Origin of the sequence: Bacillus tianshenii, from assembly GCA_020524525.2 — a bacterium.
Classification (GTDB): Bacteria; Bacillota; Bacilli; order Bacillales; family Bacillaceae_N; genus Bacillus_AV.
In genome coordinates, this window is sequence record CP129018.1 from 859,537 (window position 1) to 873,511 (window position 13,975).

Sequence of the window (13,975 nt, forward strand, 5' to 3'; positions counted from 1 at the left end):
AAGTATGGTTTATGATAAAACCATGCTTTATACATAGTAGAAGAGGAAAACAGGAGGGACTATAATGAAGCAAATGGATGCAAACGAAATTATTTCATTTATTCAAAACAGCACAAAAATGACACCTGTTAAAGTACATATTAAAGGTGATTTAGAAGGCATTGATTTCGGTGCTAATACAAAATCATTCATCACAGGTAACACAGGCGTACTTTTCGGTGAATGGAAAGAGATCAAAGCAGCGATCGAAGCAAATGAAGCGAAGGTTGAAGATTACGTTGTTGAAAATGATCGTCGTAACTCTGCTATTCCGCTTCTTGACCTTAAAGGCATCAATGCACGTATTGAGCCTGGTGCGATCATTCGTGACCAAGTTGAAATCGGCGACGGCGCTGTTATTATGATGGGCGCAAGCATTAACATCGGCTCTGTGATCGGTGAAGGTACAATGATCGATATGAACGTTGTGCTTGGTGGCCGTGCAACAGTCGGCAAAAACTGCCACATCGGTGCAGGTACGGTGCTTGCTGGTGTAATCGAGCCGCCTTCTGCACAGCCGGTTATCATTGAAGATGATGTTGTCATTGGAGCAAACGTTGTTGTACTTGAAGGCGTGAAAGTTGGAAAAGGTGCTGTTGTTGCTGCAGGCGCAATTGTCACACAAGATGTAGCACCAAACACACTTGTTGCTGGTACACCAGCGCGCGTCATCAAAGAAATCGACGACCAAACACGCGGTAAAACAGAAATCAAGAAAGAACTTCGTCAACTAAACAAAGAAGAATAGAACGACAAAAAGACGGGAGGAAATCCCGTCTTTCTTTATAAAGGAGAAGCGTAGCATGAATGAAAAACGTTTAACGGAAATCCGACGGGAGCTTCATCAAATTCCTGAGCTCGGGTTCCAAGAAGTGAAGACACAGCAATATTTGTTAGATTATATCTCTACTCTTCCGCAAGAACGCCTTGAAATTGAAACATGGAAGACAGGGATTTTCGTGAAGGTGAGCGGAACAAATCCAACGCGGACAATTGGCTACCGTGCTGATATTGACGGGCTGCCGATTGAAGAGGAAACAGGCTATGCGTTCTGCTCGACACACGAAGGGAATATGCATGCTTGCGGGCATGATTTTCATATGACAATTGGACTTGGTGTGCTGACAGAAGTGGTGGAGCAACCAATTGCGGATGACATGCTGTTCATTTTTCAACCAGCTGAAGAAGGCCCAGGCGGCGCGCAGCCAATGCTTGCAAGTGAGCCGATGAAGAAATGGAAGCCGGATCTAATTTTAGCGCTTCACATTGCGCCTGAATATCCAGTCGGCACCATTGCGACACGCCCAGGCTTGCTGTTTGCCAACACATCTGAACTATATATTGATTTAAAGGGAAAGGGCGGCCACGCTGCTTACCCGCATCTCACCAATGATATGGTTATTACAGCAAGTCACCTTGTCACACAGCTACAGACAATTGTCGCCCGCAATGTGAACCCGCTTGATTCCGCAGTTGTAACGATCGGCACGATTACAGGCGGAACGAAGCAAAATATCATTGCGGAAAAATCTCGAATTGAAGGAACGATTCGCACCCTTTCGGCAGAAACAATGACACTAGTGAAAGAACGCATTCAAGCCCTTGTAAAAGGCATTGAAGCTGGATTTCACTGTGAAGGAACAATTGATTTCGGTGCGAATTATCATCAAGTATATAATGAAGAAAAATTAACACGAGAATTTATGGAGATCGCTCGTGAAACAGACGGGATTTCAGTAGTGGAATGCCGCGAAGCGATGACAGGCGAAGACTTCGGCTACATGCTTGCTGAAATTCCAGGCTTCATGTTCTGGCTTGGTGTTGATAGCGAACACGGCCTGCATTCCTCAAAGCTAACGCCACAAGAAGAAGCCATTCCAACAGCTGTCCGTTTAATTAGCTCGTATTTGCAGGAGAAGAGTAAGCGTTCTTAGAAGCTTCCAGCAATCGGACAGCCTAACCGCCTTCGACGCACAGGATGTGCTAGCGTCGGTGTTGAAACAGGACGTTTCGTTTTTAACCGACGTTCCTTTTCAGGCTCCGAGGCAAAAAGCGCCTCTATGCATGAAGGCTCCAGCAAACAATATTTCTAAACGGCCCGCCTCCGCATTTCGAGATGTCTAGCTACGGCGGCTAGGGGCTCGAGGTCATAAGTCAGCCTGTTGCGGGGACAAAGGGCGGGTCCCCTCCACATTCTGCCTTATGCTTGTCGCCCCTGGGCAAGCCGCCTCCGCTTTTCGGGGTGTCCAGCTGCGAAAGGCAGGCTGCGCGAGTTGCTTCACCTTCCCACGCCGAAAGCAAAGAGCGGCTTTCTCTGTGGAAAGCTTCCAGCAATCGGACAGCCTAACCGCCTTTCTCCGCATTTCGAGATGTCCAGCTGCGGCGGCTAGGGGCTCGAGGTCATAAGTCAGCCTGTTGCGGGGATAAAGAGCAATCCCCTCCACATTCTGCCTTATGCTTGTCGCCCCTAATCGAGCCGCCTCCGCTTTTCGGTTGCATAATTTTCACTTTCTCAGGAGAAAATGGTGGTTGAGGAGGTGGAAGTGGGATGCCAAGAATCGGTGTTGAACAATCGCTTTCAGACATTCAACAAGCGCTGCAGGAAAAAGGCTATGAAATCACTCAATTAAAGCAGGAGCAAGATGTAAATGGGTGTGACTGCTGTGTTATTACAGGTCAAGATGAGAACGTAATGGGTATTTCGACTGCTGCGTTCGAAGGAGCTGTTATTGAAGCACGTGGGTTAACGGCTGAGCAGGTTTGTCAAGAAGTCGAGCAACGCATTGGACGTCAATAATCGAACATAAGTGTACGTAAGAACAGCCAGTTGTTGGCTGTTCTTTTTTCAGTGATCATTGTTATAATGATCAAATCAGTATGCACATCAGGGGGCGCTTCGGATGTATGATTCCATCGTTTATTTACTTTATTTTCTCATCTATTCAGTGTTTATTCTTATTTTCGGAAAGCATGGTTTCGATAAAACCGATACGTTGAAAGGATATTTTGTCGCAAATCGGAATTTATCTGTTGTATCGGGGTTTGCTTCCTTTACAGCGACATGGTTTAGTGCGGCTTCCTTCTTCGGGCTGCCTGCCTTAATCTATGCGGAAGGGTTTCGCGTTGTTTGGATAACAACGGCAGCATGGGTGTTCGGTGGAGTCGTCATCCTTCTGATTGCACAGCGTTTGAATGGCTTTGACATTATTACAATCCCTGAATTCTTTTATGTCCGCTATCATTCACGTTATATGCAAATTGTTGTAAGCGTTATATTAATCATCGTTTACTTACTCTACATTGTCATCCAATTTCGTGGGTTCGGGATTGTCATTGGTGCAATGCTTGATATTCCGTATTTCTTAAGTGTTCTGCTTGTTTATTTGTTCGTCCTTTATACGACATTTGGTGGTTTGTATTCCGTCGCGCGCTCGGATATTTTTCATTTTATTTTACTGCTTACAGGAGCGGTCGTTGGTGTGCTGTTAATTGGTAAGCATACGGGCGGACTTGATGGGATGATGGCTGAGCTTTCACATTTACAAAGCGGAGGCATTGTGCAGGAGGAATATACGAGTTTTTTTGAAGGGGTGTCTTTCTGGACGGTGCTGAGTGCTTTCTTGTCACTTGGCTTAGGTGTTGCGGTCAATCCTCAGTATGGCATTCGCATCCTTGCTGCGAAGTCAAAGCAAACTGCCTTTCGAATGGTGCTGCTTAGTATCTTTTTTATCATCATTATTTATGCTTGTATTTTTATTATCGGGGTTGGGGCACGTACGCTCTATCCTGTACATATCGGCAATTATGAAGAGGTCATTCCTTATATTATTACTCACATTTTTGATTCACCGTGGAAAGGTTTTCTTCTAATAAGTATCGTAGCAGCGTCGATTTCAACGGCAAATTCCCAGCTACTGATGATTGCGAGCAGTCTTGTTTATGATATCGGCGGCAGTAAACGACGGAATCAGCACCCTGAAAGAACGATTGCCATTTCAAGAATTGTCATCGTCTTGTTTGCTTCGCTTGCGGTACTGCTTTCCTACTTGGCGCCAAGCGGGCTCGTTTATTTCAGTGGACAATTATGGGGAGGAATTGCGTCAACAATGGTATTTCCGCTTCTTGGTGGATTATTTGGCCGAGGAGTTTCGAAGCAAGGGGCGTCATGGTCGATGATAGCTGGAGCGCTCACATATGTGATTAGTCTAGCTGTCATTCCAGCACCTGCTCAAGAAGTGTTCCATCCAGTGTTACCAGGCTTATTTGTTTCAGGCTTCATCTATTTCCTCCATTTCTTTAAAAAGGGGGCGCACGCATGAAGTCAATTGAACATAAAATTTTAATTCCCTTTTTGTTAATCGTGCTCCTCCCAAGTTTGGCGGTTGGCATTACGGCAATGTGGAGCGGCTATCATGCTGAAAAGCAGCAACAGCTTCAGACGATTGAAGAAACGGTCGATTCTTCTGTTGCATATTTGAATATTTTATCAGAACAGCGGGACAGCGGTGCTTTAAGCAATACACAAGCAGAATATTTAGCAGAACAATATCTTGCCCAGCAGGAAGACCTGTATGTTCGAAAAAACAATGGGGTGTTGTTTCAAGATGGCGAGCGGGCCCAGTTGGATGATGGGATGACGAAACAAACCTTCTATAATGAACGAGGCGTGTTTCAAAGTGAAGTAGAAGGGTGGAACTGGACGATTTATTACCCCTATCACTTCTCGTTCTTTTCAGAATTAATGGTTGAAATTCAAAAGTATACGCTGCTGATTCTTATTATTTCAGGGTTGATGGCGATTGAGCTGACCATTATTTTATCGCATCATCTATCAAAGCCGCTTAAGAAGATCGCAGCCTTTTGTAACCAAATCTTAAATGATGAAACGCCAGATAAAACATTGCTTCGTATGAAGCGGCGTGATGAAGTCGGACTGCTCGCTACTTCGCTTGAGAATATGGTTGATTCCTTGCATGAAAAGCATAAGCAGCTCAGTGAAATGAAGAAGCGTAATGAAACGATTATTGAAAGCACTCATCTCGGTATGGCTGTGATGAATCCCGATGGAACGACAGCTATTCAAAATGAATCGCTTAAATCGCTGCTTACTCATTTTCCAGCTTTGGCAGACAAGCTCGCTCACCAGCATACGGATGGAACGAAAGAGACGTTATGGGTAATCGAAGCGGACGGGAACAGCCATTATTTTTCTGTTCACCGGAATGTTCTGCCGATTGGAGAAGAGGTTGAACAGCGCTTAATTACAATCGAAGATATTACGAAACGAAAGCAGATTGAACAGCGGATGGAGCGAATTGAGCGGTTGAACGCGCTCGGCAAGATGGCAGCAGGGCTTGCACATGAGATCCGCAATCCGCTTGCTGGTGTGAAAACAACGATCCAATTATTATTGCGGCGTCTCTCGCTTGAAGGTGAAAATAAGCAATTAACAAGCAATCTTCTGCGTGAAATTGAGCGGGTTGAACGGATTATTAAGCAGCTCCTTAATTTAGCCCGTCCCGTACAAGCAGTTGCGCAGGATGTTTCGTTAAAGGATGTCATTGAATCAAGTGTGCAGTTAACGAAATCGATGGCCCGCAAAGCAAATATAGAGGTAACGCTCGCTTTAGAAGAAGGAGCGATTGTCACAGCAGATGTTGACCATTTACGCCAAGTCTTTCTAAACTTAACGATCAATGCGTTTGAAGCGATGCCGGATGGCGGTGTGCTTCATATTCATTCCTACGCAGAACATGATAAAATTGTTGTCGAGGTAACAGACACCGGAAAAGGAATGGACCAACAGACGATTGAGCAAATTTTTGATCCGTTTTTTACAACACGGGCTGAGGGCACAGGGCTTGGGTTAGCGATTGTGCATCAGCTGATTGTTCAAAATTATGGAGAGATAGATGTTGCAAGCAAGCCGGGAGCAGGAACAACCTTCCGCCTGACATTCCCGCGAAAGGATGAACAAGTATGAAGAATACCGTCTTAATTGTAGATGATGAAACAACTTTACGGCTTTCGTTGCGGATGTTTTTAAGTGATGAAGGCTATGATGCAGCAGATACTGGGACCATCAAAGAAGCATGGGAGCTCCTGCATAATAAAGACTTTAATCCGAGCATCGTGCTTCTTGATATTCGCCTGCCTGATGGAAATGGTTTGGAGATGCTTCGTGAACTAAAATCAACCTTTCCGGACATGGAAGTCATTATGCTGACCGCATATGGTGATACAGATACGGCTGTTTCAGCGATTAAAGGCGGTGCATTTGACTACTTAACAAAGCCTTTTGAACTTGAAGAAATTCAAATCGTCATCGAAAAATGCTTGAAGCACCGCCACTTAGAAGATGAAGTGGAGCGCTACCGGCAGGAAGAAAAACGAATTAACAAAACAGAAATTATCGGTGAAAGTGACGTCATGCAGCAGTTTAAGAACCAGCTGGGGCTTGTGGCGGACAGTGAGAATACGACTGTGCTCATTAAAGGGGAAACAGGAACAGGAAAAGAGCTTGTTGCTCGTAACATTCATCAGCTCAGCTCGCGTGCCAATCAGCCGTTTGTTCCGGTTAACTGTGGTGCGATTCCGTCTCACTTATTTGAAAGCGAGCTGTTCGGCTATGAAAAAGGGGCATTTACAGGAGCAAATCAACAGAAGAAAGGGCTTGTAGAATGGGCGGAGGGTGGCACGCTTTTTCTCGATGAAATTGGTGAAGTCCCAATTGATATTCAAGTGAAGCTGCTCCGCTTCTTAGAGGAAAAGAAGATTATGCGTGTCGGCGGCGTGAAAAACATCGACGTCGATGTACGGGTTATCGGTGCGACAAATCGTCCGCTTTCAGAAATGATTGAAAAAGGGGAGTTTCGCTCTGACCTTTACTACCGTTTAAACATTTTACCGCTTAAGCTTCCGCCGCTTCGCGACAGAGGAGAGGACTGCTTAATTCTAGCACGGCACTTCTTGCGCGATTACAGCCGCCAAATGCGTAAGAAGCTTCCGAAGCTTGCCGGTAGTGCAGAACAAACATTTATGACCTATCACTGGCCAGGGAATGTGCGTGAAATGAAAAATGTCATTGAACGTCTCATGATTCTCCACCACGAGGATACAATCAAAAGCGAGCATCTTGATTTTCTAAAAGCACCAACAGACTCTCAAGCAAAGCCTGCAAAAGAAAAAGTCACGCTGACAGAGGGGTTTTCCATAGAAGAACATATCGAAACAATTGAACGCGACCTCATCAAACAAGCGCTCGAAGAAACAAAATGGAATGTCACCAAATCAGCAGAAATACTCGGCCTAAGCCGCTACGCCCTCCATCGTCGGATTGAAAAATACAACTTAAAATAAAACTGTGCGAAACCGCTCAAATTGAGCGGTTTTTCTGTGCGCTTTCGCAACACTGTACTGACTTTTTCAAAATATCCGACTATTCCATCACCTTCCCAAACTTGGCACACTTCTTGCATCTGTATTAAGACAAGAAAAGCGGAGGCGGGCCGCTTAGAAATATTGTTTGCTGGAGCCTTCATGCATAGAGGCGTTCTTTGCCTCGGAGCCTTAAAAGGAACGTCGGTTAAGAACGAAACATCCTGTTTCAACACCGACGCTAGCACGTCCTGTGCGTCGGAAGCAATTCGCGCAGCCTGCCTTTCGCAGCTAGACACCAAAGGAACGCAGGCTAAGAACGTCACGTCCTGTGACAACGCCTGCACTAGCACGTCCTGTGCGTCGAAAGCGGAGGCGGCTCGCCCTGGGGCGACAAGCATAAGACAGAATGTGGAGGGGACTGATTTTTGTCCCCGCAACAGTCTGACTTATGACCTCGAGCCCCAAGCCGCCGGAGCTGGATCAAACAAAAAACAAGGAGGGCATTTTTATGGCTATGCCAGAAAAAGATTTACAACACAATTCGTTGGATGAAAAGGATAAGTTGGATACGGCAAAACGGAAGCTTGGAGTCGTGTTTGGTGCGGCATTCTTAATGGCCACATCGGCAATCGGGCCGGGTTTCTTAACTCAGACAGCTGTTTTTACAGAACAGTTACTTGCTAGCTTTGGATTTGTGATTTTAATTTCGATTTTACTAGACATTGGGGTACAGATGAACATTTGGCGTGTCATTGCGGTTGCAGAAAAGCGTGCGCAAGATATTGCGAATGATGTCTTGCCGGGGCTTGGCTATTTCTTAGCATTTGCAGTTGCGCTCGGTGGACTTGCCTTTAATATCGGGAATATTGGTGGTGCAGGTCTCGGGTTGAATGTATTATTTGGGCTCGACCCGCGCATTGGTGCTGCGATTACTGCAGTGATTGCGATCGGAGTGTTTTTATCAAAAGAAGCAGGTGTGGCGATGGACCGCATTGCCCGTTATTTGGGCGGCGTGATGATTCTGTTAACCGTTTATGTCATGTTCAAAAGTAATCCGCCAGTAGGAAATGCGTTAGCGCACACGTTCTCACCAACTACAATTGATGTATTTGCAATTATTACTCTTGTCGGTGGTACAGTTGGTGGTTACATTACATTTGCTGGTGGTCACCGTTTACTTGAAGCAGGGATAAAAGGAAAAGAAAATTTAGGGGAAATCACTCGAAGCTCTGTATCTGGAATCGGGATTGCGTCATTGATGCGTGTGTTCTTATTCTTAGCTGTACTAGGTGTTGTTTCAACAGGCTTTAAGCTTGACCCAGCAAACCCGCCGGCATCTGTCTTTAAAGCAGCCGCAGGTACGATGGGTTACAAATTCTTCGGGCTTGTCTTATGGTCAGCAGCTGTTACGTCCGTTGTTGGGGCAGCTTACACATCCGTTTCATTCTTGCGTACATTATCAAAGAAAGTTGACAACAATAATACGAAGTTCATTATCGCCTTTATCGTCGCTTCAACATTGATTTTTGTAAGTATCGGAAAACCCGTTTCATTGCTGATTATTGCGGGAGCGTTCAACGGCTTAATCTTGCCGCTTGCTCTAGGAACAATGCTTGTTGCTGCATATAAGAAATCAATTGTCGGTGACTACAAGCATCCAATGTGGTTAACGGTGTTTGGTGTACTAGTAACAGCGGGAACAGCATATTTAGCTGTTGTAACACTTATGGATAAGATTCCACAGCTGTTTTCTTAATGTTATGATAATTATATAGATAAATAGAAAGAGGTGGGAGAGAAAATGGAACAGCACATTCAGCCATTAGGGGATACAGGCATACAGCTTTCATTCGGCACAGAGATTTCGAAAGAGACAAACAAGCAGATTCGGCGTTTTCATGAATACTTAAAGCAAGACGCCATACCAGGAATCATCGAAAGCGTTCCGGCTTACACCTCTTTATCGATTTTTTATGACCCGTTTACCATTTCGTATGACGAATTAGTGAGCGTGTTAAAGGATAGACAGCATCGCTTGGATGAAATTGAGCTTCCGTCTGCATTAATTTATGAAATTCCTGTCCTTTACGGCAGTGAAGTTGGCCCTGACTTAGCAGATGTGGCCGCACATAACGGCTTAACAGAAGAAGACGTCATTGCTCTTCATTCAAGTAATGATTATTTAATTTATATGATGGGGTTTGTACCTGGCTTTCCGTATCTCGGCGGGATGACAACGAAAATTGCCACACCACGCTTAGAAAACCCACGCGCAAAGGTTGAGGCAGGTTCAGTCGGGATAGCTGGAGAGCAGACAGGCATTTATCCACTTGAAAGTCCAGGAGGCTGGCGCTTAATCGGTAAAACACCAATTACATTGTATGACCCGGAGCGCACGCCGCCGGCTCTTTTTTCAACAGGGAATTACTTGCGCTTTACACCGATAACAGCTGATGAATATGATGAAATCTCACAACAAGTAGAAGATGGAACATACAAAATCCAAACATACGAAGCAAGAGAGGAGATCGATAACTGTTTCTAGAAACATGCACAAACCTTAACATTTGTATTATAATATATACATGGATAAAATTTATAAACCAAAAGAATTTGCACAATTATTAGGCGTTACTGTTACCACTTTACAACGGTGGGATAACGATAAGAAACTCATTGCTTACCGAAACCCCAAAGGAAGGAGATTTTATACACATAAGCAATATGAAGATTATATGGGGATTAATCAAAAACAAGTAGGTAAGATCGTCATTTATACAAGGGTTTCAAATCGCAATCAGTCAGATGATTTAAAAAAACAGGTTTCTTTTTTAAGGCAGTATGTAAATGCAAAAGGCGTTATTGTAGATGAAGTTATTGAAGATATTGGAAGTGGGTTGAACTATAAACGAAAGAAGTGGAATCGTCTTTTAGATGAAGTATTGGAACGAAAAATTTCAACCATTTATGTTACGCATAAAGACCGGTTTATTCGTTTCGGTTTTGATTGGTTTCAATCTTTCGCTAGAAAATTTGGTGCTGAAATGATTGTCGTGAATCAAGAAGAACTTTCGCCCCAAGAAGAACTGATCCAAGATTTAATTGCCATCATTCACGTATTTTCTTGTAGAATTTATGGTTTACGAAAGTATAAAAAACAAATCAAAGAGGATGATTCGTTGTGAAGAAAGCGTTTAAAACCGAAATTAAACCAACAGAACAACAACGAATCAACATCCATCATACCATAGGTGTGTGTCGTTTCTTATACAATCTTTTTCTGGCCTATAACAAGGAAATCTATGAACAATTCAAATCGGGAACGAAAGAATATGGGTATGTAAGTGGTAATGATTTTGATAAGTATGTGAATAATGAGTTATCCGCACAAGAAGGATACGAATGGATTAAACAAGCAGGAAGTAAAGCCCGTAAAAAAGCGATTATGAATGCTCATACTGCTTTCAAACGTTTTTTTAAAGGGCAATCGAAGTTTCCGCGCTTTAAGAAAAAGAAAAATCAAGATGTAAAAGCGTACTTTCCTAAGAACAATCAAACCGATTGGACAGTTGAGCGTCACCGTATTAAAATTCCGACTTTTGGATGGGTGCGCTTGAAAGAATTTGGCTATATTCCTTCTCACGCAAAAGTCATTAGCGGAACGGTTTCACAAAAAGCAGGGCGTTATTATGTATCTGTTTTATGTGAAATGAAACAAGTACCTAAAGTGGAATCATTAACAAGTAAAGGATTAGGTATTGACGTAGGCATTAAAACCTTTGCAACGACAAGTGATGAAACAACCTATAAAAATATCAATAAAACCATACGTGTCAAAAAATTGGAAAAACGATTAAGACGAGAACAGCGATCTCTTTCTCGGAAATATGAAGCACTGAAAAAACAAACGAAAGGTGGTGAAACTGCTGCTAAAAAAAGAGCGAATCTAGACAAAAATCTATTTAGAGTGCAAAAACTTCATGCTCGATTGAGTAACATTCGAAATGAATACGTGAAGTCTGTCGTGAATGAATGTGTGAAAACCAAACCTCGTTACATTACGATTGAAGATTTAAACGTAAATGGGATGATGAAAAATCGTCATTTATCGAAAGCCGTTGCTCAGCAATGTTTTTACTATTTTAAAACATTGCTTACGAGGAAATGTAATCAGCATGGGATTGAGCTGCGACAAGTGAACCGCTGGTATCCGTCAAGCAAATTGTGTTCGTGTTGTGGTCAAAAGAAAAAAGACTTACAACTGAAAGATAGAACGTACACATGTGGTTGTGGAAATACGATGGATAGGGATTTAAATGCATCGGTCAACTTGGCACAAGCAACAGAATATATCGTACTCACTTAAAAAGAGTTGGTATATATGTACGGGGGGCTATCCTCGGAATTTACGCCTGTGGAGTGTTATATCCACTGTAGTAGCCTATTCTTTCGAAGAAAGGGGGCAAGGCAGGACACGAAGAAACAGGAAAACTCTAAAATGTGGATATTTGTCTATGTTTTTAGTAGCAGAGTATTCATGAAGGCAATTGATTTAAACTGCGACTTAGGCGAAAGCTTTGGTGCGTATACAATCGGAAATGACGAACAAGTGCTGAAGTACATTTCTTCTGCAAATGTGGCGTGCGGCTTTCATGCAGGCGACCCGGATGTCATGAAGGAAACAGTGAAGCTTGCGATTCAAAACGGCGTTCGTATTGGCGCTCACCCTGGACTTCAAGACTTATCAGGATTCGGTCGTCGTGAAATGAAGATTCTTCCTGCTGAAGCCTATAACTTAGTTGCCTATCAAATTGGTGCCCTACAAGCGATTGCGGCAACAGAAGGAGCAGCTGTGCACCACGTCAAACCACACGGAGCTCTCTACAATATGGCTTCAAAAGACGAACGACTAGCAGAAGCGATTGCAAAAGCAGTCTATGATGTGAGTCCAAAGCTTGTCCTCTTTGCATTAGCAGGCAGTAAGCTTTATCATGCAGGCGTCAATGCAGGATTAACCGTTGCACAGGAAGTGTTCGCTGACAGAACCTATCAGCCAGATGGCACGTTAACACCACGAACAGAGGACAATGCGTTAATCCACGATGAAGCAGAGGCGATCAGCCGTGTCGTACGGATGGCGAAAGAAGGAAAAGTAGAGGATGTAAACGGCAATGATATTGAAATTACGCCTCACACCGTATGTGTACATGGCGACGGCCCGAAGGCATTAGCGTTTGTAGAAGGCTTAAAAGCAGCCTTAACAGATGCTGACATTGCGATCCAGCCTGTAGGAGCGAAAGACGAATGACACAGCCGCTATTTGACGTTTTAAAAGCAGGAATGCTGACAACTGTTCAAGATAGAGGACGATATGGGTATCAGGAATATGGTGTTGGACCCGCTGGGGCGATGGACGAGTTTTCATTACAGCTTGGCAATATTCTCCTCGGGAATGAACGAAATGCCGCTGGACTTGAAATCACAATGATGGGGCCTGAATTGAAAGCCTTATCCGACACAGTTATTGCGATTACAGGCGGTGACTTATCACCATCCATTGATGGGCAAAAGGTTGAAACGTGGAAAAGCATTGAAATCAAGAAGGACCAGGTACTGGCGTTTGGGTCGCCAAAGACAGGTATCAGAGCTTACCTTTGTGTGGCAGGCGGATTTCATGTGCCTGAAATCATGCAAAGCCGCTCCACCTATATGAAGGCATCACTCGGCGGTTACGAAGGCCGAGCACTTGAGAAGGGTGATCGTCTGAATGGATTTGAAAATAGTGCCCAGCAAGGCTTAATAGGGCGTCTTCCGCATTATGACTTAATTCCAGCTTATGAAAAGGATGTGACGCTGCGAGTAATAGAAGGCCCGCATCATCAGGCTTTTACGAATGCGTCAGTGGAAACATTCTTTTCAACGCCATACAAGGTAACACCACAGGCTGACAGAATGGGCTATCGATTAGAAGGCGCTACGCTTAAGCATATCGAGCGTGCAGATATTATTTCTGAAGCGATTCCATTTGGCGGGATCCAAGTGCCTGCAAATGGGCAGCCAATCATTCTCATGGCAGACAGGCAGACAACAGGCGGGTATACACGTATCGGAACAATCATTAGCGTCGATCTGCCGCTCACAGCACAATTGAAGCCAGGGAATACCGTTTCGTTTGAACGAATATCAATTGAACAGGCACAAGCGCTCTACCGAGAACGAGAGCAGCTCTTGCGGACATTGGAGAAAGTGGAATAAAGAAAGAGCAGTCACATGGGAGACCACTGAAAAACTGTTAGTTATATTTTAAGTTTTTTAGGATAAAAAGCAGTCGAATTCGGAGTAATTCAAAAAATCAACTACCTTCTTAAGCGCATGAGATAACTACTCTAAAATAAGCGATTCAATCATCCTTTTAAAGGTGATGAATCGCTTATTTACAAGATATTAGAAAGAAGAACAATACCAGCAGTGGAATGACACGTAGACTCCTGCGGGAACCGTGACCTAAGTGAGACCCCGCAGGCGTGCCGAGGAGGTCTATAAGGAACAAGGAACC

Annotated in this window: 11 protein-coding genes and 1 pseudogene; all 12 read left to right on the top strand. The window is 43.9% G+C overall.

Features of this window, described 5'->3' with window-relative positions:
- Positions 1 to 64: 64 nt before the first annotated feature.
- The 12 genes and pseudogenes from dapD (at position 65) to LC040_04320 (ending at position 13,674) form a co-directional block, all read left to right on the top strand.
- Positions 65 to 787, top strand: coding sequence for a 2,3,4,5-tetrahydropyridine-2,6-dicarboxylate N-acetyltransferase (gene dapD / locus LC040_04265; GenBank protein ID WLR52131.1), 723 nt, complete (start codon positions 65 to 67; stop codon positions 785 to 787).
- A gap of 55 nt (positions 788 to 842) precedes the next feature.
- Positions 843 to 1,973, top strand: coding sequence for an N-acetyldiaminopimelate deacetylase (locus LC040_04270; GenBank protein ID WLR52132.1), 1,131 nt, complete (start codon positions 843 to 845; stop codon positions 1,971 to 1,973).
- A 614-nt stretch (positions 1,974 to 2,587) separates the two neighbouring features.
- The gene (locus LC040_04275) at positions 2,588 to 2,836 is read left to right on the top strand and encodes a YkuS family protein (GenBank protein WLR52133.1); all 249 of its coding nucleotides are present in this window, start codon (positions 2,588 to 2,590) and stop codon (positions 2,834 to 2,836) included.
- Positions 2,837 to 2,939: 103 nt separating this feature from the next.
- On the top strand, positions 2,940 to 4,358 hold the full coding sequence (locus tag LC040_04280; GenBank protein ID WLR52134.1) for a sodium:solute symporter family protein: 1,419 nt from the start codon (positions 2,940 to 2,942) through the stop codon (positions 4,356 to 4,358).
- Positions 4,355 to 6,022, top strand: coding sequence for an ATP-binding protein (locus LC040_04285; protein WLR52135.1), 1,668 nt, complete (start codon positions 4,355 to 4,357; stop codon positions 6,020 to 6,022). Before LC040_04280 ends, LC040_04285 begins: the two co-directional genes overlap by 4 nt.
- Positions 6,019 to 7,398, top strand: coding sequence for a sigma-54 dependent transcriptional regulator (locus LC040_04290; protein WLR52136.1), 1,380 nt, complete (start codon positions 6,019 to 6,021; stop codon positions 7,396 to 7,398). Before LC040_04285 ends, LC040_04290 begins: the two co-directional genes overlap by 4 nt.
- Before the next feature lie 634 nt (positions 7,399 to 8,032).
- Positions 8,033 to 9,175: a divalent metal cation transporter gene (locus LC040_04295; GenBank protein ID WLR53191.1), complete on the top strand. Its 1,143-nt coding sequence runs from the start codon at positions 8,033 to 8,035 to the stop codon at positions 9,173 to 9,175.
- A gap of 45 nt (positions 9,176 to 9,220) precedes the next feature.
- Complete coding sequence (pxpB, locus tag LC040_04300; protein WLR52137.1) at positions 9,221 to 9,964, top strand: 5-oxoprolinase subunit PxpB; 744 nt, start codon at positions 9,221 to 9,223, stop codon at positions 9,962 to 9,964.
- 40 nt (positions 9,965 to 10,004) lie between these two features.
- Positions 10,005 to 10,595 (top strand): annotated as a pseudogene (locus tag LC040_04305) (IS607 family transposase).
- Positions 10,596 to 10,600: 5 nt separating this feature from the next.
- Positions 10,601 to 11,785: a transposase gene (locus LC040_04310; GenBank protein WLR52138.1), complete on the top strand. Its 1,185-nt coding sequence runs from the start codon at positions 10,601 to 10,603 to the stop codon at positions 11,783 to 11,785.
- Between the two features lie 171 nt (positions 11,786 to 11,956).
- Complete coding sequence (locus LC040_04315) at positions 11,957 to 12,727, top strand: 5-oxoprolinase subunit PxpA (GenBank protein ID WLR52139.1); 771 nt, start codon at positions 11,957 to 11,959, stop codon at positions 12,725 to 12,727.
- On the top strand, positions 12,724 to 13,674 hold the full coding sequence (locus LC040_04320; protein ID WLR52140.1) for a biotin-dependent carboxyltransferase family protein: 951 nt from the start codon (positions 12,724 to 12,726) through the stop codon (positions 13,672 to 13,674). Before LC040_04315 ends, LC040_04320 begins: the two co-directional genes overlap by 4 nt.
- Positions 13,675 to 13,975 lie beyond the last annotated feature (301 nt).